Raw genomic sequence first — 23,373 nt, 5'->3', positions numbered from 1 at the left:
TGGTCATGGCTGGCGGTCCCTCGAATCGTCTTCGGCCACGCTCGCGCCGGGGGCGGTGAGCGCTTCCTGCGTCGCGTTGGCCAGGTCGGTCGCGTTCGCGACCGCGGGCGCGTCGCTCGGCACGATCGCGTCGGTCTTGGTGGCGATCGCCGCGGGCGGCGCGGACTGCGCCTTGCGATAGGTCTCGGCGGTCGCGGCCATGCGCGTGCGGATATCGCCGCCCCAGGTCGGTTCGACGTCGGCGAGCGATTTCAGCGCACGCTCGCGGTCGAGCATATACGTCATGATGTCGCGGCCGATCATCGGCGTGTCGAGATTGCGCACGGTATGGCCGTTATGCTCGAGCACCACCGCCAGCGCATAGCGGGGATTGTCGGCGGGGGCGAAACCGATAAACAGCGCGTGGTCGCGCATCTTGAACGGCAGCTGCCCGTTCTTGAGCACGCCCGAGCGTCGTTCGGCCATCGTGATGCGGCGGACCTGCGCGGTGCCGGTCTTGCCCGCGATCGCGACGCCGGGGATGAGCAGTTTCGCCGCACCACCGGTGCCGCCCTGGTTGATCACCCCGAACATCGCATCGCGGACGCGCGCGAGATGCTCGGAATCGATCGCGAGGGCAGGGGAGTCGCGGTGGACATGGTCGGCAAGGATGCTCGGCTGCAACGCGCGCCCCGAGGCCAGCCGCGCCGCCATCACCGCGAGCTGCAACGGATTGGCGAGCACATAGCCCTGGCCGATCGAAGCGTTGAGTGAATCCGCAACGGTCCAGTCGTGCTTGTACTTCTTCAGCTTCCACGCCGGATCGGGGACGGTGCCGTAACGCTGCGTCGAGAAGGGCAGGTCGAACTTCTGGCCGAGCCCCAGCGTCCGCGCGACGGGCGCGATCGCGTTGTAGCCGACCCGCCGCGCCATCTCGTAGAAATAGATGTCGCAGCTCTGCATGATCGCGTTCTTGAGATCGAGCGGGCCGTGGCCGCTTTTCTTGTGGCAATGGAACACGCTGGTCCCGAGCCGCATCGCGCCCGAACAATTGACGCGCGCCGAAGGATCGACGCCCGCGTTCATCAGCGCGAGGCCGTTCATCGGCTTGACGGTCGAGCCGGGCGGATAGAGCCCCTGCGTCACCTTGTTCATCAGCGGCACGTGATCGTCGTCGCTAAGCATCTGCCATTCGAGATGGCTGATCCCGTCCGAAAAGCTGTTCGGATCATAGGCTGGCATCGACACCATCGCGAGCATCTCGCCGGTGCGGCAATCGATGACCACGACCGACCCGGAGTTGGTGCCGAGACGCCGTGCGGCATATTCCTGAAGCCCTACGTCGATCGTCAGCCGCGCGGTCTTGCCCGGCACGTCGGGCTTGGTCGCGAGTTCGGCGACCAGCTTGCCGCGCGCGGTGACCTCGACCCGCTTGGCGCCGGCGACACCGCGCAGCTCGGTCTCGAGCATCTTCTCGAGCCCGTCCTTGCCGAGCTTGAAGCCGGGCGTGACGAGCAGCGGGTCGCGCGTCTTCTTATACTGCTCGGCATTGGGCACGCCGACATAACCGGTCAGATGCGCGACCGCGGCGCCCGCGGGATAGCTGCGTGCGAAGCCGCGGGTCGGCGCGACGCCGGGGAGTTCGGGCAGGCGGACGCTGACCGCGGCGAACCGCTCCCAGTCGAGATTTTCGGCGACCTGGACGGGCTGGAACCCAGCGGCGTGGTCGAGATCGATCGCGATCCGTTCGACCTCCTCGGGCGGCAGCTGGAGGATGCGGCCGAGCAAAGGCAGCACGCGCTCCTTGTCGCGCAGGCGATCGGGGATGATGTCGACGCGGAAATCGGTGCGGTTGTTGGCGATCGGCACGCCGTGGCGGTCGACGATCCAGCCGCGCCGCGGGGGCAGCAGCGTCATGTTCACGCGGTTGCTCTCGGACAGCATCGTGTAGCGCTCGTTCTGCGCGATCGAGAGCCACGCCATCCGCCCTGCAAGAAGCAGCCCGACGCCGCCCTGCGCCGCGCCCAGCATCCAGGCGCGCCGCGAAAAGCTGTATGCCTGCGACATCTCGGTGACGATCCGCGGCGTGCTCCTCATTCGGCACCGCGCTTGTTCTGGATCGCCGCGACGATGCGCGCGGCCAGCGGGAAGGTGAGGATGGTGACGGCGATCTGCGCGATCAGGATCGTGTCGACATGCGCGCCGACCGGGACCGCGATGAACCGGCCGACGATGATGCACAGCGCGATCAGCCCGCTCGCGATCAGCCAGTCCTGCCAATGGTCCCGAAAGGCGAGGCGCTGTTCGAGCATGTCGATCGCGACGAACGCGAGCGACCACATCAGCACCGCGCTGCCGAGCGGTTGGCCGCTGACGAGATCGTCGAAAAAGCCGAGCGGTGCCGCCGCCCAAGGACGGAACGCGAACCGTGCGAGCAGCCGCCAAGCCAGCAGCATGACGAACCCGAACGGGGGAAGCAGCGGGATCGTCGCGACCACCGGGATGATCGTGATCAGCGATCCCGCCATCACCGTCGCCCAGGGGATGACGCGTGCGCGGCTGGCCGGCAGCTTGGTCTCGAACGGCTTGTAATCGACGCTGTCGACGACGCGGGGGCGGCTCATCGCTCGGCGCTCACTGTTGTGCGATCGGGCGGGGCGGGGGGACGGGCATGAACACGTTCTCGACCAGCGCGAAATCGAGCGTGTCGGGATCGGCGAAGGTCCGTGCCATCACCGAATCCGAGCCCGCCTTGGCGACGCGGGCGACGGGTACGCCGGGACCGTAGATGCCGCCGGTGCCGGTCGTCACGAACAGGTCGCCCGCGTTGAAGCGCACGTTGGTCGCGTTGACCGAGCGGATGTCGACCATCCCGTCGCCGCGCCCGGCAGCGATCGCTGGCAGGCCGTCGCGCGTGCGGCGGACAGGGACGATGCTGTCGCCGTCGCTGAGCAGCAGCACGCGCGCGGCGTTGGGGCCGGTCTCGACGACGCGACCGATCAACCCGTCGGGGCCGCGCACGGGCATGCCGGGCTTCACGCCGCTCCACCGGCCCGCGTTGAGCAACGCGTAACGCCGACCGCTCGACGCACTCGAGCTGACCAGCCGCGCGGTCACGACGGGTTCCGCCGCGCGGTCGCGGATCGCGAGCAGGCTGCGCAGCCGGCGATTGTCATAGGCGATCGTCCGCGCGCGTATCAGCAGCGCGCGAGTCCGGTCGCGGTCCGCCCGCAGCGCGACATTCTCCTGCTTCACGAAGAAATACTGGCCGATCGCCTCGGGGATGCCGGCGATGCCCGAGCCGACCGTCGCAAGCCCCGTCGACACCGGCGCCGTCACGCCTGCGACCCCCATCCGCAGCGCGGAGAAGGCGGGCGGATTGAAGGTCGACGCGACAAGCAGCACCAGGCCCACCACCGCACCAGCGACGGCGAGCACATAGCCCATGAACACACCATATTGCCGGCGCCGGGAAAACCCCGTGCGCCGGTCGCGGGCTGGCGCCATGCGCCTGTCCCCCTGTCTCGGGCGCCGCCGAAGCGCGAAAGGATTTCCCCCCGCGACTCGGACGGCGCGATTTCGTGTCCGCGTGTCTTAAAGCAAAACCAACCTCTTAGCCGCTCATCAGTACGCCGCGGAACAACGGATCCTCGAGCGCGCGACCGGTGCCGAGCGCGACGCAGGTCAGCGGGTCCTCGGCGACCGTCACGGGCAGGCCGGTTTCGTCGCGCAGCACCTCGTCGAGCCCCTGCAGCAGCGCGCCGCCGCCGGTGAGCACGATACCCTGGTCGACGATGTCCGCAGCGAGCTCGGGCGCGGTGTTCTCGAGCGCGACGCGGACGCCCTCGACGATCGTCGCGACGGGCTCGCTGAGCGCCTCGGCAATCTGGCCCTGGTTGATCTGGATCTCTTTCGGCACGCCGTTGACGAGATCACGGCCCTTGATCTGGATGATCATGCCGATGCCGTCGACCGGTGGCTTGGCGATGCCGACCTCCTTCTTGATCCGCTCCGCGGTCGCTTCGCCGATCAGCAGGTTATGGTTGCGGCGGACATAGGAGACGATCGCCTCGTCCATCTTGTCACCGCCGACGCGCACCGACGTCGTGTAGGCGAGGCCGCGCAGCGAGAGCACCGCGACTTCGGTCGTGCCGCCGCCGATATCGACGACCATCGAGCCGATCGGCTCGGTAACGGGCATGTCCGCGCCGATCGCCGCCGCCATCGGCTCCTCGATCAGCCAGACCTGCGATGCGCCCGCGTTCGACGCGGCATCGCGGATCGCGCGGCGCTCGACCTTGGTGGAGCCCGACGGCACGCAGATCACGATCTCGGGCCAGCGCGCGAACTTGCGCGGCCCGTGCACCTTCTGGATGAAATATTTGATCATCTGCTCGGCGACGTCGATGTCCGCGATCACGCCGTCGCGCAAAGGCCGGATCGCCTCGATGTTGCCCGGCGTCTTGCCCATCATCATCTTGGCATCGTCACCGACCGCCTTGACGCGCTTGATCCCGTTGATCGTCTCGACGGCGACCACCGACGGCTCGTTCAGGACGATGCCGCGGCCACGGACGTAGACGACGGTGTTCGCGGTGCCGAGGTCGATCGCCATGTCGTGCGACATGAACTTGAAGAAACGCGAGTAGAAGGCCATTCAATCAGGGTCCCGTAATCCTGGCCGCCGGACGGGCGGCATTTCGCACACATCATCTCGCGGGACCCGCCGGTGGTTTCGAGCACCGGGTGCCTAAATAAGCGGGCGTTTGCGGGTCGCGGGATGCCGTCGCTTGGTCTAGACGGAAACCCATGTCAATACGGCGCCTCCCCGAGCATCTGGTCAATCGCATCGCCGCCGGTGAAGTGGTGGAAAGACCCGCCAGCGCGTTGAAGGAGTTGGTCGAAAACGCGATCGATGCAGGCGCGGGGCGGATCGCGATTCTCCTCGTCGAAGGGGGGACGTCGCGGATCGAAGTCGCCGACGATGGCTGCGGGATGACGCCGGCCGACATGGCGCTGGCGCTCGAGCGGCATGCCACCTCCAAGCTGCCCGACGAATATATCGAATCGGTCGTAACGCTCGGTTTTCGCGGCGAGGCGTTGCCCTCGATTGCGAGCGTCGCAAGGCTAACGATCGAAAGCCGGATCCGCGGCGCCGAGGGCTGGGCGCGGACCGTCGACAATGGCCAGGTCACGCGCGAAGGCCCCGCCGCGCTGCCGCCCGGCACGCGCGTCGTGGTCGAGGACCTGTTCGCGCGCGTGCCCGCGCGGCGGAAATTCCTCCGCTCGCCGCGCGCCGAATATGCCGCCTGCCTCGACGTCGTCCGCCGGCTCGCGATGGCCAGGCCCGATATCGGCTTCACGCTGGAGCATGACGGCCGCCGCGCGCTGTCGGCGGTGCAGGTCGAGGATCGGCCGGGCAGGGTGGCCACGCTCACCGACCGCGCGCTTGTCGACAATGCGGTCGCGATCGATTTGGAGCGCGAGGGCGTGGTGCTGGGCGGCGTCGCGAGTCTGCCGACCTACAACCGCGGCATCGCCGACCACCAATATCTCTTCGTCAACGGCCGGCCCGTGAAGGACCGCCTGCTGATGGGCGCGATCCGCGGCGCCTATGCCGAGATGCTCCCGCGCGATCGCCATGCGGTGGTGGCGCTGTTCCTCGACATCCCGACCGACCAGGTCGACGTCAACGTCCACCCCGCCAAGACCGAAGTCCGCTTCCGCGACCCCGCCATGGTGCGCGGCCTGATCGTCTCGGGCCTTCGCCGCGCGCTGGACGCCGCCGGCCATCGCAGCCAGCGCGCCTCCGAGTCCGCCCTCTCGATGTGGCAACAAGAAAACTCCTCTCCCCCCGGGGGAGAGGAAGGGGCCCGTCCGCAAAGCGGATGGGAAGGTGAGGGCACGCCCCAAAGGCTGCCCCTCGAAAACCGCCACTACGGCGCGGTCAACGATTCGCGCCCGACCTTCTTCGCAGCCCCCCCGCAAGCGCGTGCCGAGCCCGCCTGGACACCCCCGCCACAAACCGCATCCTTCCCGATGGGCGTCGCCCGCGGCCAGGTCGCCAAGACCTATATTGTTGCCGAGGCCGAAGACGGCCTCGTCCTGATCGACCAGCACGCTGCGCACGAACGCCTCGTCCTCGAGCGCATGCGCGCGGCGTTGATCGGGGGCACGATCGCGAGCCAGGCGCTGCTGATCCCCGAAGTCGTCGAACTGGACGAATCCGCCTGCGACCGTCTCGAAGCGCGCGCCGAGGAACTGTCGGACTTCGGCCTCGACCTCGAACGCTTCGGCCCGCACGCGATGCTGGTGCGCGCCACCCCCGCCTTGCTCGGCCAAAGCGATCCCAAGGGGCTCGTCACCGACCTCGCCGACGAACTCGCCGCCTTTGACGAGGCCTTGTCGTTGAAGGAGCGCCTCGACGCGGTGGCAGGGACGATGGCCTGCCACGGCTCGGTCCGCGCCGGTCGCATCCTGTCGGTTACCGAAATGAACGCGCTGCTCCGCGAGATGGAGATCACGCCGCACTCCGGCCAATGCAACCACGGGCGCCCGACCTGGGTAAAGCTCGCGCATGGCGATATCGAGAAGCTGTTCGGGCGGAAGTGAGGAGAAAGACGACGTGTGGCGTCGACGGTCGGGTGGCGTGAGGCGTGGCCGGTCGCTGACGGATCGCCGGTCCTATAGCGTTGCGCGCCCGACATGGCGTTTGCCGCCGGTTCGGGGCATGGGTCGGATATGGATGCTCTCTCGTTATTCGGTCTAGCCGCGGTCTCGTTCACCTTGCTATGCTATGCCAAGGAAGCCGGTTCGCACTGGTGGACGCTCGGCTTCGCGTTCGGGTGCGTGCTGGGGTCTATCTACGGGTTCCTCCAGGGCGCCTGGCCGTTCGGGGTGGTCGAGATGATCTGGACGATCGTCTCGTTCCGCCGCTGGCTCAAGATGCGTCGTACGTCCGCCCACGGAGCGGAACCGCTCGCTTGACAGCGCGTTGGCGCGCGCTTATTCGAACCCTCCCCGACACGACGGTTCCGGCGGCGCTTGTTTGCGTTCGTCGCTATCGTGCGTTCGGATCATCGCTAAGAGATGGGCTTCGTGCAGCCATGCCGAAGCTCGTGGAGCAGGAGAACCAAGTTCATGGCACGTATCGCGGGTGTTAATATCCCGACCAACAAGCGCGTGGTGATCGCGCTGACCTATATCCACGGCATCGGTTCGACCAAGGCCAAGGAAATCATCACGAAGCTCGGCATCGCCGATACGGCGCGAGTCCAGGACCTGACCGACCAGGAAGTCCTGCACATCCGCGAGACGATCGACGCCGATCACACCGTCGAGGGTGATCTGCGCCGCCAGACCTCGATGAACATCAAGCGCCTGATGGATCTCGCCTGCTATCGCGGCCTGCGTCATCGCAAGGGCCTCCCGGTCCGCGGCCAGCGTACGCATACCAATGCGCGCACTCGCAAAGGCAAGGCCAAGCCGATCGCCGGCAAGAAGAAGTAATCCACTTTTTTAATGGATTACTCCGCCGGCGCTGGTCCCAACGGGCCGCCCGGCGTCACGCAGATACAGGTCAGGAAATACACCATGGCACGCGAACCTCAGCGCATTAAGCGGCGCGAGCGCAAGAACATCACCTCTGGCGTCGCTCACGTGAATGCCAGCTTCAACAACACCATGATCACGATCACCGATGCCCAGGGCAACGCGATCTCGTGGTCGTCGGCCGGCGCAATGGGCTTCAAGGGCTCGCGCAAGTCGACTCCGTACGCGGCGCAGGTCGCAGCGGAAGACGCCGGCAAGAAGGCCGCCGAGCACGGCGTCCGCACGATCGAAGTCGAGGTCAAGGGCCCCGGTTCGGGTCGCGAATCGGCACTGCGCGCGCTGCAGGCTGTCGGTTTCCAGATCACGTCGATCCGCGATGTGACCTCGATCCCGCACAACGGCGTTCGTCCTTCGAAGCGTCGCCGCGTCTGATTCTCCGCCTCCCGTGCGCGGTTGATCGCGCCGCACGGGTGTATTTTCATGGTCGGCGGACACACCCGTTCGCCGGCCCCCAAATTAGGGGAAGCAAGTGTCTGTCAACGCAAAGAACTGGCAGGAACTCAAGAAGCCCAGCGGCCTGGAGAAGAAGGCCGGTGGCGACACCAAGCGCAAGGCGACCTTCGTCGCCGAGCCGCTCGAGCGTGGCTTCGGCCTGACGCTCGGCAACGCGCTGCGTCGCGTGTTGCTCTCGTCGCTGCAGGGCGCGGCCGTCACCTCGATCAAGATCGAGAACGTGCTGCATGAGTTCTCGTCTCTGGCAGGCGTCCGCGAGGACGTGACCGACATCGTCCTCAACGTGAAGCAGATCGCGATCCGCATGCAGGGCGAGGGGCCCAAGCGCCTCCAGCTGTCGGCAACGGGTCCGGGTGAAGTCAAGGCCGGCGACATCGCCGTCTCGGGCGACATCGAGATCATGAACAAGGATCTCGTGATCTGCCACCTCGATGAGGGTGCGACGCTCAACATGGAGCTGACCGCCGACATCGGTAAGGGTTACGTGCCCGCGACCGCAAACCGCCCGGCCGATGCGCCGATCGGTCTGATCCCGGTCGATGCGCTGTACTCGCCGGTACGGCAGGTGTCGTACAAGGTCGACCCGACCCGCGTCGGTCAGGACCTGGATTACGACAAGCTGACGCTGACGATCGAAACAGACGGCACGATCACCCCGGAAGACGCAGTCGGCTATGCCGGTCGCATCCTCCAGGACCAGCTCGCGCTGTTCGTCCACTTCGACGATTCGTCGGTGACGCGTTCGTCGGCCCCGATCGGCCAGGCAGCACCCGCTGCCGGTGGTGCGGAGCCCGCAGGCGACACGCAGCAGATCAATCGTTATCTTCTCAAGAAGGTCGACGAGTTGGAGCTGTCGGTGCGGTCGGCGAACTGCCTCAAGAACGACAACATCATCTATATCGGCGATCTGGTCGGCAAGACCGAAGCCGAGATGCTGCGTACGCCTAACTTCGGCCGCAAGTCCTTGAACGAGATCAAGGAAGTGCTGTCGTCGATGGGTCTTCGCCTGGGGATGGAAATCCCGGGCTGGCCACCTGAGAACATCGAAGAGATGGCCAAGAAGCTCGAGCAGGAAATCATGGGCTGATCTGGCACCGGTGCAGCCACGCTGCACCGGAGACCAGACAGCCCGGCCGGCGGGTCGGTTTCGACCGACCCATCCGACGACACGGCTTTGCCGGGTCGCCACTCGGCTGGAGAGAAAGCGGGCAAGGCGCGGGTTTCGTGATTGACGGAACCCGTCCTTGTCGTCTTTACGAAGGCATCGGTCGCCGGCCTTAACGGCGACCAGCTCCCGGGTACCTCATACGGCCCCTGAACGAACGAAAAGGTATTAAACATGCGCCATCGCGTAGGCGGCCGTAAGCTTCAGCGGACCTCGGCCCACCGTCTTGCTCTGTTTCGCAACATGAGCGCCGCGCTCATCAAGCACGAGCAGATCACCACCACCGTCGCCAAGGCGAAGGAACTGCGTCCCTACATCGAGAAGCTGATCACGCTTGCGAAGAAGGGTGGCCTGTCCAACCGTCGTCTCGCGCACGGCCGGTTGCTCGACGACGCGCAGCTGATCAAGCTGTTCGACGTTCTGGCGACCCGTTATGCGGATCGCAACGGCGGCTACACCCGCGTCATCAAGGCTGGTATCCGTATGTCGGACGCCTCGCCGATGGCCGTCATCGAGTTCGTCGATCGCGACGTCTCGGCGAAGGGCCAGGATTCGGGTCCGGTGATGTCGGACGAGGATTACAACGAAGCGGCATAATCCCCGCCTCTTGTTAGTCGAATTGCAGGCCGCGTTTCCCATCCGGGAGGCGCGGCCTCTTTCGTTACGGCCTCCATCCGGCTATGCGCCCGACATGGAGCACCCAGACAGCATTCTCATCGTCGATTTCGGCAGCCAGGTAACCCAGCTTATCGCCCGCCGCGTGCGCGAAGCTGGCGTCTATAGCGAGATCGCCCCCTTCCAGTCCGCCGAGGCCGCGTTCGACCGGATGCAGCCCAAGGGAATCATCCTCTCGGGTGGCCCCGCCTCGGTCACCGCTGAGAACTCCCCGCGCGTGCCGCAGCGCTTCTTCGAGGCGGGGATCCCGATCCTCGGCATCTGCTACGGACAGCAGGTCATGTCCGCACAGCTGGGCGGCAACGTGATCGTCTCGGGCGATGGCGGCGAGTTCGGCAGCGCGTTCATCGAGGTCAAGTCGGCCTGCGCGCTGTTCGACGGGCTGTGGGCCGAGGGCGAACGCCACCAGGTCTGGATGAGTCACGGCGACAAGGTCGACGCGATCCCGCCGGGTTTCACCCCCGTCGCCACCTCGACCGGCGCGCCCTATGCGATCGTCGCCGACGAGACGCGCCGCTTCTACGGCGTGCAGTTCCACCCCGAGGTCGTCCACACGCCCGATGGCGGCAAGCTGATCGCGAACTTCGCGCGGCACGTCTGCGGGCTCAGCGGCGACTGGACCATGGCCGAGTTCCGCGAGACCAAGATCGCCGAGATCCGCGCGCAGGTCGGCACGGGCCGTGTCATCTGCGGTCTGTCGGGCGGCGTCGACTCGGCGGTTGCGGCGGTGCTGATCCACGAGGCGATCGGCGAACAGCTCACCTGCGTCTATGTCGATCACGGGCTGATGCGCGCGGGCGAGAGCGAGCAGGTCGTCAGCCTGTTCCGCGGCGCCTACAATATCCCGCTGATCCATGTGAATGTCGAGGAGCTGTTCCTGAGCGGTCTCGCCGGGATCACCGACCCCGAGCTGAAGCGCAAGTTCATCGGCAAGACCTTCATCGACGTATTCGATGCCGAGGCGAAGAAGCTCGGCGGGGCGGAGTTCCTCGCGCAGGGGACGCTGTATCCCGACGTGATCGAGAGCGTCAGCTTCACTGGCGGTCCGTCGGTGACGATCAAAAGCCACCACAATGTCGGCGGTCTGCCCGAGCGCATGAACATGAAGCTCGTCGAGCCTTTGCGCGAGCTGTTCAAGGACGAGGTCCGCGCGCTGGGTCGTGAGCTGGGGCTGCCGGAGATCTTCGTCGGCCGTCACCCGTTCCCCGGACCCGGCCTCGCGATCCGCATCCCTGGCGAAGTCACGAAGGAGCGCTGCGACATCCTGCGCAAGGCGGATGCGATCTATCTTGAGGAGATCCGTGCGGCGGGGCTCTACGACACGATCTGGCAGGCGTTCGCAGTGCTGCTGCCGGTGCGCAGCGTCGGCGTGATGGGCGACGGGCGCACCTATGACAACGTGCTGGCGCTGCGCGCGGTGACGTCGACCGATGGGATGACCGCGCAGGCGTTCCAGTTTCCCGGCGATTTCCTCCCGCGCGTCGCGACCCGGATCATCAACGAGGTGAAGGGCATCAACCGGGTGACGTACGACTACACCTCGAAGCCGCCCGGCACGATCGAGTGGGAATAAGCGGGTAAGGTAGACGGGCATCTGATCCTCCCCCGCAAGGGGGAGGTGGCGCCGACGGCGACGGAGGGGGAGGATACGAAACCAATGGTAGCGCTGACCGCCCCCTCCGTCAGGCTGCGCCTGCCACCTCCCCCTGGCGGGGGAGGATCATGGCGCTTTCCCGTCAGATCCTTGATTGGCGCGCTTGGCATCGCCGCGACTGCTCCGCTGCTGCTCGGCGCGGCGGATCCGCCCGCCTGGACTCGGCCGCAGGCGCCGTTCGCGATTGCCGGTCCGATCACCTATGTCGGCAGCGAAGGGATCGCGGCCTATCTGATTAAGACGAGCGCGGGCGCGATCCTGATCGACGGGACGCTTGCCGAGAATGCGGGGATGATCGCGCGCAACATCGTCGCGGCGGGCGTCCGCCTGCGCGACGTGAAGCTGATCCTCGTCACGCACGCGCATTTCGATCATGCAGCGGGCGTGGCTACGCTCAAGCGCGCGACCGGCGCGCGCGTCGTTGCGGGCATCGGCGATGTCCGCGCGCTCGAAACCGGGATACCGCCGGGCGAGACGAACTACGGCGTCATCCGCTTCCCCGCGGTCGCCGTCGATCGCGGCGTTCGCGATCGCGACACGGTGACGCTCGGCAACGTCACGCTGACCGCACGCGCGACGCCTGGCCATACCCCCGGCTGCACGACCTGGACGATGAGGATCCCCTCGCGGCCGCGTGCGCTCGACGTGGTCTTTCCGTGCAGCGTCAGCGTTGCGGGCAATCGGCTGATCGGCAACCGCGCCTACCCCAGCATCGTCGACGACTATCGCCGCAGCATAGCGATGCTCGGCACGCTGCACGCCGACATCGTCCTGCCGTCGCATCCCGAACTCGCGGACGTGATCGCCCGCGGCCGGCGCCGCGCGGCGGGCGACGCGACCGCGTTCGTCGATCCAGCGTTGCTGCGCAGGATCGTCGCGAAGGCCAAAGCCGGGTTCGACGCCGATCTCGCCAAGCAGGCGCGCTAGAACGCTATGTTGGTCCTGTGCGGTATAGTGGTGATCGTTGCGGGCTTCCTGCTCCGGTTCAACCCGCTGCTCGTGGTCGCAGTCGCCGCGCTGGTCACGGGCCTTGCCGCGGGGATCGCGCCGCTCGCGATTCTCGCGGCGTTCGGCAAGGCGTTTAACGAGAACCGCTACGTCACCGTGATCTACCTAGTGCTGCCGGTGATCGGGATGCTCGAACGCCACGGATTGCAGGAGCGCGCGCGGCTCGCGATCGGCAAGCTCAGAGGCGCGACGGTCGGGCGGCTGCTGATCGGCTATCTGCTATTTCGCCAGTTGACCGCGGCGCTCGGTCTGACGTCGATCGCCGGCCCGGCGCAGAGCGTCCGCCCGCTCGTCGCGCCGATGGCCGAGGCCGCCGCCGAGGCGCAAGGCCTCCCGCCGGGCGGCGACCGCATACCGGCGATGGCCGCGGCGACCGACAATATCGGGCTGTTCTTCGGCGAGGACATCTTCATCGCGATCGGTTCGATCCTGCTGATGAAGGGCGTGCTCGAGGGCTATGGCATCGTCATCCAGCCGCTGCATCTGTCGATGTGGGCGATCCCGACCGCGATCGCCGCGTTCGGGATCCATGGGTTTCGCCTCTGGCTGCTCGATCGCCGACTGGCGCGCGCGGCGTGATCGGCACCGGCTTCATCTACGCGGTGGCGGGACTGATGTTCGCGGCGTTCGCAGTGCTGAGCGCGACCGATCGCACCAATCCCAAGCGCCTTGGCAATGCGGCGTTCTATGCGGTGCTGGCGATCAGCTTCCTGCTCGGCGGGCGGCTGGGCGATGTCGGCAATGGCGTCCTCGTCCTGGCGCTCGTCGCGATCGCAGGCTCGGGCGCGATGGGGCGGGGCGGGCGGCCGACCACCTCGCTCGACGCGCGACGGGACTACGCCGCGCGGCTCGGCAACCGGATATTCCTCCCAGCGCTGATCATCCCGGCCGCGGCGCTGGGCGGCACCGTACTGTTCCGCGCGGTCCCGAGCCTCGTCGATCCCAAGCAGGCGACGCTCGTCGCGCTGACCTGCGGCGTCCTGATCGCGCTGATCGCGATGCAGGCCTGGTTCCGCCCGCGGCTCGCCACGCCACTTGGCGAAGGCCTGCGGGTGATGGATGCGATCGGCTGGGCGGCGGTGTTGCCGCAGATGTTGGCGAGTCTCGGCGCGGTCTTCGCGCTGGCGGGCGTGGGGGACGTCGTCGGCGGGCTGGCCGGCCATGCGATCCCCGATAACAGCCTGATCGGTGCGGTGCTCGCCTATACGCTCGGCATGGCGCTGTTCACGATGATCATGGGCAACGCGTTCGCGGCGTTTCCGGTGATGGCGGCGGCGATTGGGATCCCGCTGCTCGTCCGGCACTATGGCGGCGACCCCGCCGTCGTCGCCGCGATCGGGATGCTCAGCGGGTTCTGCGGCACGCTGATGACGCCGATGGCGGCGAACTTCAATCTCGTCCCCGCCGCGCTGCTCGACCTCAAGGACAAGAACGCCGTCATCCGCGCGCAGGTGCCGACCGCGCTGCCGTTGCTCGCGGTCAATATCGGCCTGCTCTACTGGCTGGGCTTTCGCTGAGGCGTCAGCCCAGTTTCCAGTCCCAGCCGAGCGGATCGCCGTCCATGACCTCGACGCCCGCCGCCGCCAGTTCGTCGCGGATCGCATCGGAACGCGGGAAATCCTTCGCCGCGCGCGCCGCTCGTCGCTCGTCGAGGCGATCTGCGATCGTCGCCTCGTCGAGCGTCGCCGATACCGGGCGAACGCGCAGGTCCTCGCGGCGGATCGTCGCGAGATCGAGCCCCAGCACCGCGTCAAAATCGATCAGCGCAGTCAGCCGGTCCGCGGGCGCGACACGCTTGTCGCCGAGCATCTCGTCGAGGATCGGCAGCGCGCGCGGCGTCGACAGATCGTCCGACACCGCGGCGTCGAGCCGGTCGCGATAGGCAAACGCGCTGCCCGATGGGCCGCCCGCGGGCCGGCTGCGCAACGCATCGACCGTGATCGCCAGTCGCTTCAGGCGGGTTTGCGCCGCGGCAAGATTCTCCCACGAGAATTCCAGTTCGCTGCGATACTGCGCTTGGAGGCACATCAGCCGGTAGGCGAGCGGGTGGAAGCCCCGGTCGACCAGCGTCTTGAGCGTGGTGAACTCACCGCCCGACTTGGACATCTTGCCCGAGCGTTCGACCAGGAAGTTGTTGTGCATCCACAGCGTCGCGCCGGTATCGCCACAGTCGCAATGCGCCTGGTTCTGCGCGATCTCGTTGGGATGGTGGATCTCGCGGTGATCGATCCCGCCGGTGTGGATGTCGAACGTCGCGCCGAGATACTTCTTGCTCATCACCGAGCATTCGAGATGCCAACCGGGCGCACCGCGACCCCAGGGCGAGTCCCATTCCATCTGCCGGTTCTCGCCCGGCGCCGACGTCCGCCAGATCGCGAAGTCCTGCGGATGGCGCTTGCCCTCGACCGGATCGATCCGGCTCTCACCCGTGTCGTCGTGCGACCGGGCGAGGCGACCATAATCGGGCACCGTCGTCGTATCGAAATACAGGCCGTCGGGCAGGACGTAGCAATGCCGCTCGGCGATCGCCTCGGCAAACGCGATCATCTCGGGGATGTGATCGGTGGCGAGCGGAAAGCGGGTGGGCGCGCGGATGTTCAGGTCGACGAGGTTCTGCTTGAACGCGTCGGTATAGTGTTTCGCGATCGCCCAGATATCCTGCCCGCTCGCACGCGCGGCCGCCTCCATCTTGTCGTCGCCGACATCCGCATCCGACGTCAGATGCCCGACATCGGTGATGTTGATGATGTGCGTGAGCGGATACCCCTTCCACGTCAGGACTCGGCTGAGCGTGTCGGTGAACACATAGGCGCGCAGATTGCCGATATGCGCATAGTTGTAGACCGTGGGCCCGCATGAATAGATGCCGACATCGGCCGGATCGATCGGCCGGAAGGTCTCGAGTTCGCGCGAGAGACTGTTGTAAAGCGTGAGGGGCGTGCGGGTCATCCGCTGCTCCTAGCGGCACGTCACGCCACTCGCAAACGCGGCGATTCTGCCGGGCTGCGGAGGGCGCAGGGTTGAAACCGGGCCGATGCGCTGTTAGGGGGCACGGTTCATACGGCGCGGACCTGTTCGCGACGGCTAAACCCATTCGACCGGAGCTCAACGGATTTATGCAGATCATCGTACGCGACAACAACGTCGACCAGGCCCTTCGCGCGCTCAAAAAGAAGCTGCAGCGCGAAGGCGTGTATCGCGAGATGAAGTTGCGCCGTCACTACGAGAAGCCGTCCGAGAAGCGCGCGCGTGAGCGCGCCGCCGCGATCCGTCGCTCGCGCAAGATGGACCGCAAGCGCGCAGAGCGCGATGGCGCCCGCTAAGGGATGACCGGTCCCGCGGATCGATCGTCCTGGGATGATCGGCGCGGGATCCTTTGAGGTTCGGGGTTGCGATGGTCGCAGCCCCGGAATGATCCAGTCGCAAGACTTTACAAACGGCACGCGCGGCGCTCCGGCGTGACCAGATGACCGGGGCCTGATCCGATGTCGACCGTCACCGCCGTGCCGCTGCAGCCCACCAAGCGCAGCTATCTTGTTTATCTCTGGGTCGGGATCGCGCTCGCGTTGATCGCGGCTGTCGCGCTGGCGCGGCAGGGCGATGATCCGCTGGCGCGCAACGCGCGGGCGCGCGGCGTCGTCGTGACCGCGTCCGGCCTGCAGTACAAGGTCATCGCACCGGGCAAGCCGGGTGCCGCCAAGCCGACCGACGCCGACGTTGCGCTCGTCAATTACGAGGGCAAGCTGTTGAACGGCACGACGTTCGACAAGTCGCAGCAGCCGACTCCGATGCCCGTCACCGGCGTCGTTCCGGGCTTCTCGGAAGCGCTCAAGCTTATGCCGAAGGGCGCGAAGTATCGCTTCTGGATGAAGCCGTCGCTCGGTTATGGCGACAAGGCGACCGGGCCGATCCCGGCGAACTCGACGCTGATCTTCGACGTTGAGCTGCTCGACTTCCTGCCGCAGAGCGTCGTTCAGCAGATGCAGGCGCAGGCCCAGATGCAGCAGCGCGGCATGCCGGGCGGCGCACCGGGTGCACCCGGCGCAGTTCCCGTCCGTCCCTGACCGCGAACGGCCCGGTACGGTCCCGCCGTCGCGTAGGGTGAAGATCGGTACTGGGCCTGCTAGGGTCTTCTAGGGTCGACCGCGATACGCGGTCGAACGCGACGGGAGCTGTGATGATCTCGGGTAAATTTCTGCTCGGCCGGGGCCGGCACGAACTCAGCGACGAAGAACAGCGCGTCCTGGAGGACAGCATCGTATCGGTGCGGCATGTCGCCGCGCGCAAGCAGATCGTACGCGCCGGCGTGATCATCGACACGAGCACGCTGCTGCTCGAAGGGTTTGTGTGCCGCTACATGGACGACCGCGACGGGCAGCGACAGCTTGTCGCGGTCCATGTGCCGGGCGATTTCGTCGATCTCCACGCGTTTCCGATGCGGCGCCTCGATCACGACATCGCCACGCTCGGCCCGGTCAAGATCGCCTGTTACGATCACCAGACGCTCGAGACGATTACCGAACGCTATCCGCATCTCACGCGCAAGCTGTGGTTCAGTACGCTGCTCGACGCGGCGATGCACCGCGAGTGGATTTTCCGGCTTGGCCGCCTTGGCGCCGAGGGCCGGGTCGCGCACCTGTTCTGCGAGCTCAACGAACGGCTCGAGATGGTCGGGCTGGCGGCCGATGGGCGGTATATGCTGCCGATGACGCAGCCGGACATTGCCGAGGCCAGTGGGTTGACCGGGGTGCATGTCAACCGCGTGCTGCGCTCGCTCCGCGAGAAGAACTTGCTGACATTTAAGGCAAATGAGGTGTGCATCCTGGATCGTAAGGCGCTCGCAGCCGTTGCCGAGTTCGAACCACAATATCTGTACGGTTCCAACGGCTCCTGACTGCGACGCGGCAATTGGGCACGGGAAGCAGGGCGCGACCGGGAGTGTGATCATGTTAAGGCCCGAAACCATCGCAGGCGTCGCGGCGGCGCAAGACGGCTTCGTCACGCTCGACGGACGCGACGGACTGGCGATCACGATGACGCCAGAGGCAGCGGCGGAAACGGGCCGGCGATTGATTGCGGCCGCCGAGCTCGCGGCGCTTCAGCCGACCAAGGAACCGCCGCTGGAGTGAGCCGCCGAGCAGTCGGGCAGGGGCGCGTGGCGACCTAAATGGCCTGCACGCCTTCCTCTGTGTGACTTTATCTCTATGCTACCCGGGACATCGACCGGGAGATCCATGTGAAGTTTCTATACCTCGCCGCGAGCGCCGTCGCGCTGATGGCGTCTACCTCCGTCGTCGCGCAGACCGCGCCGGCCGCTACGCCTGCCGCCAATCCCTTGCTCGCCGACTGGATCGGCCCGATGGGCGGAGTGCCGCCATGGGACAAGGTTCGCCCCGAGCTATTCCCGCAGGCGTTCGAGACGACGCTCGCCGAACGCGCCGCGGAATACCGCAAGATCGCCGACAATCCGGCCAAGCCGACCTTTGCCAACACGATCCTGCCGATGCAGCTGGCGGGCAAGCGCTATGGTCGGGTGATGACGCTGTTCGGCGTGATGACGGGCAACATGAACACGCCCGCCTATCAGAAGCTCGATCGCGAATGGTCGCCCAAATTCTCTGCCGCGTCGGACGCGATCACCTTCGACAAGCCGCTGTTCGCACGCATTCAGGCGATCTACGACACGCGCAATTCAAGTGGGCTGACCGCGAAGCAGATCCGGCTCGTGACTCGGATCTACGACAGCTCTGTGCGGCAGGGCGCCAAGCTGAACGATGCGCAAAAGGCGCAGCTCTCGCAGTATAACCAGCAGCTCGCGACCGCCTTCTCGACCTTTGGCGAGAAGCTGTTGGCCGATGAGAGCAAGGCGATCTCGGTCACCGACGAAGCGCAGCTGGCCGGGCTTCCCGACAGCGTGAAGGCGGTGGCCAAGGCCGCCGCGGCCGAGCGGAAGCTGCCGGGCTTCGCGATCGTCAACACGCGCTCCGCGGTCGATCCGGTGCTGACCTACGCGACCGACCGTGGCTTGCGCGAGAAGGTATGGCGCGCGTTCGTCAACCGTGGCGACAACGGCGATGCCAACGACACGAACGCGACGATCGCGCAGATCGTCAAGCTGCGTGCCGACCGTGCGCACCTGCTCGGGTTCAAGACGCATGCCGATTGGCGGATGCAGGACACGATGGCCAAGACGCCCGCCGCGGCGATGGACCTGATGATGCGCGTCTGGCCCGCCGCCCGCGCGCGGGTCGTCGAGGAAGTCGCTGATATGCAGAAGGTCGCGGGCACGACGCTGACGATCGAGCCGTGGGATTACCGTTTCTATCAGGAGAAGGTGCGCAAAAGCCGGTACGACCTGGATCAGGCGCAGCTGAAGCCGTATTTCGAGCTCGGCAACATCATCCAGGGATCGCTTTACGCCGCCAACCGGCTGTATGGGCTGAACTTCAAGGAGATCACCGGCACCGTTCCCGTGTTCGAACCGAACATGCGGGTGTGGAGCGTGACGGACAAGGCCGGCAAGGATGTCGGGCTGTTCTACCGCGACGACTTCGCGCGGACCGGCAAGCGGTCGGGCGCATGGGCGAACACCTATCGCGGCCAGCGCGGCCTTGCCCCGGCGCAGCTCGTGCTGTCGTCGAACAACAACAATTTTGCCAAGGGCGCACCCGGCGAGCCGATCCTGATCAGCCTCGACGATGCGCAGACGCTGTTCCACGAGTTCGGCCATGCCATCCACGCGATGCTCCAGAATGTCGAATATCCGGGGCTCGCCGGCACGCCGCGCGATTTCGTGGAATATCCAAGCCAGGTGAACGAGCATTGGCTGCTGACCCGCGACGTGCTCGACAAATATGCGCGGCATTACCAGACCAAGGCCGCCATGCCTCAGGCATTGCTCGACAAGATCGAAAAGTCGCGGACGTTCAACCAGGGGTTTGCGACCACCGAATATCTGTCGTCGGCGATCGTCGATATGAAGATCCACACGGTACCGGACGGCGTGATCGACCCCGACAAGTTCGAGGCGGCGACGCTCGCCGAGATCGGTATGCCCAAGCAGCTGGTGATGCGCCACCGCGTTCCGCAGTTCCAGCATCTGTTCGCGTCGGACAGCTATTCGGCGGGCTATTACAGCTATCTCTGGTCCGAGACGATGGACGCCGACACCTTCGCGGCGTTCGAGGAAGCAGGCAGCCCGTGGGATAAGGCGACCGCGGAGAAGTTCGCGCGCGTGCTGCTGTCGACGGGTAACGAGACCGATCGTGCCGAGGCGTATCGCGCCTTCCGCGGTCGCGACCCCGATGTGAACGCGCTGCTCAAGAAGCGCGGGTTCGCCCCTACTCCAGCGACGCAGGACGTGAAGTAATGGCACCCGATCAGAAGACACGCCTGAAAGCGATCATCGGCGGATCGACCGGCAACCTCGTCGAATGGTTCGACTGGTACGTCTATTCCGCGTTCACGCTGTATTTCGCGCCGCATTTCTTCCCGTCGACGGATCGTACCGCGCAGCTGCTCAGCGCGGCGGCAATCTTTGCGGTGGGCTTCCTGATGCGGCCGATCGGCGCGTGGATCATGGGGGTCTATTCGGATCGCCACGGTCGCAAGGCCGGGCTCACGGTCGCGGTCACGCTGATGTGCGCTGGCTCGCTGATCATCGCCTGCACGCCGGGGTACGAGACGATCGGCGTGTTCGCGCCGATCATGCTGGTGATCGCGCGCCTGATGCAGGGGCTGTCGGTCGGCGGCGAATATGGTGCGTCGGCGACGTATCTGACCGAGATGGCGGGCAAGGATCGCCGCGGTTTCTTCTCGTCGTTCCAATATGTGACGCTGATCTCGGGCCAGCTCCTCGCGATCTGCGTGCTGCTGGTGCTGCAGTCGACGATGAGCGAGGCGGCGCTCGATTCCTGGGGCTGGCGCATTCCGTTCGCGATCGGGGCGGTGCTGGCCGTGGTCGTGTTCTACATCCGCCGCGGGCTCGCCGAGACGCAGAGCTTCGAGAATGCCAAGTCCGAGGCGGGCGACGGCAAGCCGAAGTCGGGCTTCCTCCAGCTCGTCACCAAGCATCCGCGCGAGACGATGACGGTGATGCTGCTGACTGCGGGCGGTACGCTCGCCTTCTACGCCTACTCGATCTACATGCAGAAGTTCCTGGTCAACACCAGCGGGTTCAGCCGCGAAGTGGCGAGCCAGATCAACGCGGCCACGCTGTTCGTGTTTATGCTGTTGCAGCCGGTCGCGGGCGGTCTGTCGGACCGGGTCGGGCGGAAACCGCTGATGGTCGCGTTCGGCATCGCCGGCGTGTTGTTCACCTATCCGATCTTCACCGCGCTCGAGACTGCGACCAACCCGATCTATGCCGGGTTGCTGGTGATGGCGGCGCTGGTGATCGTGACGGGCTATACGTCGATCAACGCGGTCGTGAAGGCGGAGCTGTTCCCGGCGCATATCCGCGCGCTGGGCGTCGCCTTGCCCTATGCGCTCGCCAACACGCTGTTCGGCGGGACCGCCGAGGTCGTCGCGCTCAAGTTCAAGGACGCCGGCTTTGAACGCGGCTTCTACTGGTATGTAACCGCGATGATCGCGGTGTCGCTGGTGGTGTATCTGATGATGAAGGATACGCGGACGAACAGCCAGATCCTCGAGGATTGACCATTCTGCTCCTTCTCCCCGCTGGGGAGAGGGAGCAGACAGACCTAGCGCGGCAGCTCGATGATCGCGTCGAGCCCGCCGCCCACGCGGTTGACCAGCCGGATCTCGCCACCGGCCTCGCGCACGATCGCTTGCGCCAAGGCCAGCCCCAGCCCGATCCCGCCCGTCTCGCGGTTGCGCGAACTCTCCAGCCGCGTGAACGCGTCGAACACGTCGCCCATCCGGTCCTGAGGAATGCCTGGGCCCTGATCCGCCACGACGATCGCGACCGTCTTCGCACCCGCCTCGACCCGCACCTCCGCCGCGACGCCGTATTTCACCGCATTCTCGATCAGGTTGCGCACCGCGCGCCGCATCAGCGACGGCCGCAACCGCATCCGCAACCGGTCCGCCTCGACGAAGCTCACCTCGCAGCCGAGATCGCGGAAATCCTCGACCACCGCATCGACCAGCGCGGCAAGGTCGACATCGGTCGGCGGCTCGCTCGGGCGCCCGAGCCGTGCCAGCGAGAGGATGTCGTCGAGCGTCCGGTTCATCTCCGCCACCGTGTCGATCATCTTGGCGCGGTCAAGATCGTCCTCGACCGACTCGATCCGCACGCGCAACGCGGCAAGCGGCGTGCGCAGGTCATGCCCGATCGCGCCGAGCATGCGATCCTTCTCGTCGAGCATGCCCGTCACGCGCAGCCGGAGCGCGTTGAACGCCGCGATCAGCGCGACGACGTCGTCGGGCCCGTGTGGTGGCACCGGCGCCCCCGGGTCGCCCGGCCGAAAGCTCTCCGCCGCATGCCGCAGATCCTGGAGCGGGCGCGAGATCCGGCGCACGATCCACAGCACGGGCAGCAGCACGATGATGTACAGGATCGCCGTCTGCGTCAGCGCCGCGAGCAGCAACCGCCAGCCGGGTTGCGGCCAGGGCGCGCTGATCGCCAGCCAGCCGCGCCCGGGCTGCTCGATCGCGATCAGCAGCGTAGGGCCTTGCCGGTCACCGCGGCGCAGTCCGTCGCGGCGATGCGCGTCGCTCGTTTCGTCGATTGCAGGGCGCAGTCCGGTATCGATCCGCCCGACGGTCAATCCCAGATCGGCGAATTGCCGGCGCAGTTCGGCGGCCACCTCGGGATGGCGCTCCATGATCGACCGCGCGATCGGATTGGTCGGCGTTCGCCGGACGCGACCGCGATCCGCAGTCAGCGGACGGCCGCCATGCGCCTCGCGGTCGAGCGCATCGGCGATCCGCGTCGCGACCGGTCGGGTGGCCTGGACGAGCCGGAATTCGGAACGATCATGCAGGATCATGCCGAAGTTGATCGCCTGCGCGACGAACAAGGCAAGCGCGATCAGCAACGCCATCTGACCCGCCAGACTGCGCGGCCAGGGGCGTGTCACAACCGCGTGACTTCGGCGGCCAATGTGTAGCCGCCACCCCAGACCGTCTTGATCAGTTCCGGCGTCTTGGCATCCGCCTCGATCTTGCGCCGCAGCCGGCTGACCTGATTGTCGATTGCGCGATCGAACGCGGCCGCCTCGCGCCCCTGCGTCAGGTCGAGCAGCTGGTCGCGCGTGAGCACCTGGCGCGGCCGCGTGACGAGCGCCAGCAGGAGGTTATATTCGCCCGTCGACAACGGCACCGAAACGCCCTCGCGATCGACCAGCGCGCGCTCGCCCGATTTCAGCACCCAGCCGGCAAAGGCATAGGCGTTCGCTTCGGGCGCATGCTGGCGCGCACCGCCCGCGGTCGCGCGCCGCAGGATCACCTTCACGCGTGTCGCGAGTTCGCGCGGCGAGAACGGCTTCACGACATAATCGTCGGCACCCATTTCGAGCCCGATGATCCGGTCGGTCTCCTCGGTACGCGCGGTCAGCAGGATCACCGGCACGTCGCTGGTCGCCGCGATATGCCGGCACAGCGACAGCCCGTCCTCGCCCGGCATCATGATGTCGAGGATGACAAGATCGATCGCATACGCCGTCAGCCGCGTCCGCGCGCTCTCCGCATCGCCCGCCTGCGTGACGCGGAACCCCTGTTTGGTGAGGTACGCGGCCAACGGCTCGCGGATCGAGCGCTCGTCATCGACGAGCAGCAGATGCGGCATGTCTCCCATCGGGGCAGTGTCTAGCATGGCGGCTGTCCAGGGGAAGCATCGGGGTTCGTCCGATGCTCCCCGTCTTCG

General features: G+C 66.5%; 23 protein-coding genes. 16 read left to right on the top strand and 7 right to left on the bottom strand.

What is annotated here, in order from left to right:
* Positions 1 to 3: 3 nt before the first annotated feature.
* From mrdA to EV283_RS01200, 4 genes are all read right to left on the bottom strand, one after another.
* Complete coding sequence (gene mrdA, locus EV283_RS01215) at positions 4 to 2,076, bottom strand: penicillin-binding protein 2 (protein WP_130322049.1); 2,073 nt, start codon at positions 2,074 to 2,076, stop codon at positions 4 to 6.
* Positions 2,073 to 2,603, bottom strand: coding sequence for a rod shape-determining protein MreD (locus EV283_RS01210; RefSeq protein WP_130322047.1), 531 nt, complete (start codon positions 2,601 to 2,603; stop codon positions 2,073 to 2,075). Before EV283_RS01210 ends, mrdA begins: the two co-directional genes overlap by 4 nt.
* 10 nt (positions 2,604 to 2,613) lie before the next feature.
* Positions 2,614 to 3,486, bottom strand: a complete 873-nt coding sequence (gene mreC / locus EV283_RS01205) for a rod shape-determining protein MreC (protein WP_130322045.1) — start codon at positions 3,484 to 3,486, stop codon at positions 2,614 to 2,616.
* 106 nt (positions 3,487 to 3,592) lie between these two features.
* Positions 3,593 to 4,636, bottom strand: a complete 1,044-nt coding sequence (locus EV283_RS01200) for a rod shape-determining protein (RefSeq protein WP_055878614.1) — start codon at positions 4,634 to 4,636, stop codon at positions 3,593 to 3,595.
* Positions 4,637 to 4,788: 152 nt separating this feature from the next.
* On the opposite strand from EV283_RS01200, the gene mutL reads away from it, so the two are divergent.
* The 10 genes from mutL (at position 4,789) to EV283_RS01150 (ending at position 14,062) form a co-directional block, all read left to right on the top strand.
* The gene (gene mutL, locus EV283_RS01195) at positions 4,789 to 6,591 is read left to right on the top strand and encodes a DNA mismatch repair endonuclease MutL (protein ID WP_130322043.1); all 1,803 of its coding nucleotides are present in this window, start codon (positions 4,789 to 4,791) and stop codon (positions 6,589 to 6,591) included.
* Positions 6,592 to 6,720: 129 nt separating this feature from the next.
* Positions 6,721 to 6,966, top strand: a complete 246-nt coding sequence (locus EV283_RS01190) for a hypothetical protein (protein ID WP_130322041.1) — start codon at positions 6,721 to 6,723, stop codon at positions 6,964 to 6,966.
* 153 nt (positions 6,967 to 7,119) lie between these two features.
* On the top strand, positions 7,120 to 7,488 hold the full coding sequence (gene rpsM, locus EV283_RS01185) for a 30S ribosomal protein S13 (protein ID WP_055878599.1): 369 nt from the start codon (positions 7,120 to 7,122) through the stop codon (positions 7,486 to 7,488).
* Positions 7,489 to 7,572: 84 nt separating this feature from the next.
* A complete protein-coding gene (rpsK, locus tag EV283_RS01180) occupies positions 7,573 to 7,962 on the top strand; it encodes a 30S ribosomal protein S11 (protein WP_031395237.1) in 390 nt (129 codons plus the stop codon).
* A 97-nt stretch (positions 7,963 to 8,059) separates the two neighbouring features.
* The gene (locus EV283_RS01175) at positions 8,060 to 9,130 is read left to right on the top strand and encodes a DNA-directed RNA polymerase subunit alpha (RefSeq protein WP_130322039.1); all 1,071 of its coding nucleotides are present in this window, start codon (positions 8,060 to 8,062) and stop codon (positions 9,128 to 9,130) included.
* Positions 9,131 to 9,382: 252 nt separating this feature from the next.
* Complete coding sequence (gene rplQ, locus EV283_RS01170; protein WP_055878595.1) at positions 9,383 to 9,805, top strand: 50S ribosomal protein L17; 423 nt, start codon at positions 9,383 to 9,385, stop codon at positions 9,803 to 9,805.
* A gap of 94 nt (positions 9,806 to 9,899) precedes the next feature.
* Positions 9,900 to 11,456, top strand: coding sequence for a glutamine-hydrolyzing GMP synthase (guaA, locus tag EV283_RS01165; protein ID WP_055878592.1), 1,557 nt, complete (start codon positions 9,900 to 9,902; stop codon positions 11,454 to 11,456).
* A gap of 171 nt (positions 11,457 to 11,627) precedes the next feature.
* Complete coding sequence (bla, locus tag EV283_RS01160; RefSeq protein ID WP_242615730.1) at positions 11,628 to 12,464, top strand: subclass B3 metallo-beta-lactamase; 837 nt, start codon at positions 11,628 to 11,630, stop codon at positions 12,462 to 12,464.
* Positions 12,465 to 12,470: 6 nt separating this feature from the next.
* A complete protein-coding gene (locus EV283_RS01155; RefSeq protein ID WP_130322035.1) occupies positions 12,471 to 13,124 on the top strand; it encodes a DUF969 domain-containing protein in 654 nt (217 codons plus the stop codon).
* On the top strand, positions 13,121 to 14,062 hold the full coding sequence (locus EV283_RS01150) for a DUF979 domain-containing protein (protein WP_130322033.1): 942 nt from the start codon (positions 13,121 to 13,123) through the stop codon (positions 14,060 to 14,062). Before EV283_RS01155 ends, EV283_RS01150 begins: the two co-directional genes overlap by 4 nt.
* A gap of 4 nt (positions 14,063 to 14,066) precedes the next feature.
* Here the strand turns inward: EV283_RS01150 and cysS are convergent, their stop codons facing one another.
* Positions 14,067 to 15,494, bottom strand: coding sequence for a cysteine--tRNA ligase (gene cysS / locus EV283_RS01145; RefSeq protein WP_130322031.1), 1,428 nt, complete (start codon positions 15,492 to 15,494; stop codon positions 14,067 to 14,069).
* A gap of 167 nt (positions 15,495 to 15,661) precedes the next feature.
* On the opposite strand from cysS, the gene rpsU reads away from it, so the two are divergent.
* From rpsU to EV283_RS01115, 6 genes are all read left to right on the top strand, one after another.
* Entirely contained in the window at positions 15,662 to 15,868 is a 207-nt protein-coding gene (rpsU, locus tag EV283_RS01140) for a 30S ribosomal protein S21 (RefSeq protein WP_056411089.1), read from the top strand.
* A gap of 162 nt (positions 15,869 to 16,030) precedes the next feature.
* On the top strand, positions 16,031 to 16,609 hold the full coding sequence (locus EV283_RS01135) for an FKBP-type peptidyl-prolyl cis-trans isomerase (RefSeq protein ID WP_056411086.1): 579 nt from the start codon (positions 16,031 to 16,033) through the stop codon (positions 16,607 to 16,609).
* A gap of 113 nt (positions 16,610 to 16,722) precedes the next feature.
* Complete coding sequence (locus EV283_RS01130) at positions 16,723 to 17,439, top strand: Crp/Fnr family transcriptional regulator (protein ID WP_130322029.1); 717 nt, start codon at positions 16,723 to 16,725, stop codon at positions 17,437 to 17,439.
* Positions 17,440 to 17,491: 52 nt separating this feature from the next.
* Positions 17,492 to 17,674: a hypothetical protein gene (locus EV283_RS01125; RefSeq protein WP_130322027.1), complete on the top strand. Its 183-nt coding sequence runs from the start codon at positions 17,492 to 17,494 to the stop codon at positions 17,672 to 17,674.
* A gap of 107 nt (positions 17,675 to 17,781) precedes the next feature.
* Entirely contained in the window at positions 17,782 to 19,914 is a 2,133-nt protein-coding gene (locus EV283_RS01120; RefSeq protein WP_130322025.1) for a M3 family metallopeptidase, read from the top strand.
* Positions 19,914 to 21,203 carry an MFS transporter gene (locus EV283_RS01115; RefSeq protein ID WP_130322023.1) on the top strand — a complete coding sequence of 430 codons (1,290 nt, stop codon included), beginning with the start codon at positions 19,914 to 19,916 and terminating at the stop codon, positions 21,201 to 21,203. Before EV283_RS01120 ends, EV283_RS01115 begins: the two co-directional genes overlap by 1 nt.
* A 44-nt stretch (positions 21,204 to 21,247) precedes the next feature.
* On the opposite strand, the gene EV283_RS01110 is transcribed toward EV283_RS01115, so the two are convergent.
* Complete coding sequence (locus EV283_RS01110; protein ID WP_130323804.1) at positions 21,248 to 22,552, bottom strand: HAMP domain-containing sensor histidine kinase; 1,305 nt, start codon at positions 22,550 to 22,552, stop codon at positions 21,248 to 21,250.
* 32 nt (positions 22,553 to 22,584) lie between these two features.
* Positions 22,585 to 23,304, bottom strand: a complete 720-nt coding sequence (locus EV283_RS01105; RefSeq protein ID WP_056411068.1) for a response regulator — start codon at positions 23,302 to 23,304, stop codon at positions 22,585 to 22,587.
* Between the last annotated feature and the right edge of the window lie 69 nt (positions 23,305 to 23,373).

The sequence above is a fragment of the Sphingomonas sp. BK036 genome, from assembly GCF_004216825.1.
Lineage (GTDB): Bacteria > Pseudomonadota > Alphaproteobacteria > Sphingomonadales > Sphingomonadaceae > Sphingomonas.
This window is presented reverse-complemented; position numbering and strand designations above follow the sequence as displayed.

What these genes read in the sequence shown, in the direction of transcription:
- mrdA (WP_130322049.1), bottom strand. Translation starts at nt 2,076, where the DNA reads ATGAGGAGCACGCCGCGGATCGTCACCGAGATGTCGCAGGCATACAGC.
- EV283_RS01210 (WP_130322047.1), bottom strand. Translation starts at nt 2,603, where the DNA reads ATGAGCCGCCCCCGCGTCGTCGACAGCGTCGATTACAAGCCGTTCGAG.
- mreC (WP_130322045.1), bottom strand. Translation starts at nt 3,486, where the DNA reads ATGGCGCCAGCCCGCGACCGGCGCACGGGGTTTTCCCGGCGCCGGCAA.
- EV283_RS01200 (WP_055878614.1), bottom strand. Translation starts at nt 4,636, where the DNA reads ATGGCCTTCTACTCGCGTTTCTTCAAGTTCATGTCGCACGACATGGCG.
- mutL (WP_130322043.1), top strand. Translation starts at nt 4,789, where the DNA reads ATGTCAATACGGCGCCTCCCCGAGCATCTGGTCAATCGCATCGCCGCC.
- EV283_RS01190 (WP_130322041.1), top strand. Translation starts at nt 6,721, where the DNA reads ATGGATGCTCTCTCGTTATTCGGTCTAGCCGCGGTCTCGTTCACCTTG.
- rpsM (WP_055878599.1), top strand. Translation starts at nt 7,120, where the DNA reads ATGGCACGTATCGCGGGTGTTAATATCCCGACCAACAAGCGCGTGGTG.
- rpsK (WP_031395237.1), top strand. Translation starts at nt 7,573, where the DNA reads ATGGCACGCGAACCTCAGCGCATTAAGCGGCGCGAGCGCAAGAACATC.
- rplQ (WP_055878595.1), top strand. Translation starts at nt 9,383, where the DNA reads ATGCGCCATCGCGTAGGCGGCCGTAAGCTTCAGCGGACCTCGGCCCAC.
- guaA (WP_055878592.1), top strand. Translation starts at nt 9,900, where the DNA reads ATGGAGCACCCAGACAGCATTCTCATCGTCGATTTCGGCAGCCAGGTA.
- EV283_RS01155 (WP_130322035.1), top strand. Translation starts at nt 12,471, where the DNA reads ATGTTGGTCCTGTGCGGTATAGTGGTGATCGTTGCGGGCTTCCTGCTC.
- cysS (WP_130322031.1), bottom strand. Translation starts at nt 15,494, where the DNA reads ATGACCCGCACGCCCCTCACGCTTTACAACAGTCTCTCGCGCGAACTC.
- rpsU (WP_056411089.1), top strand. Translation starts at nt 15,662, where the DNA reads ATGCAGATCATCGTACGCGACAACAACGTCGACCAGGCCCTTCGCGCG.
- EV283_RS01135 (WP_056411086.1), top strand. Translation starts at nt 16,031, where the DNA reads ATGTCGACCGTCACCGCCGTGCCGCTGCAGCCCACCAAGCGCAGCTAT.
- EV283_RS01130 (WP_130322029.1), top strand. Translation starts at nt 16,723, where the DNA reads ATGATCTCGGGTAAATTTCTGCTCGGCCGGGGCCGGCACGAACTCAGC.
- EV283_RS01125 (WP_130322027.1), top strand. Translation starts at nt 17,492, where the DNA reads ATGTTAAGGCCCGAAACCATCGCAGGCGTCGCGGCGGCGCAAGACGGC.
- EV283_RS01115 (WP_130322023.1), top strand. Translation starts at nt 19,914, where the DNA reads ATGGCACCCGATCAGAAGACACGCCTGAAAGCGATCATCGGCGGATCG.
- EV283_RS01110 (WP_130323804.1), bottom strand. Translation starts at nt 22,552, where the DNA reads ATGGCGTTGCTGATCGCGCTTGCCTTGTTCGTCGCGCAGGCGATCAAC.
- EV283_RS01105 (WP_056411068.1), bottom strand. Translation starts at nt 23,304, where the DNA reads ATGGGAGACATGCCGCATCTGCTGCTCGTCGATGACGAGCGCTCGATC.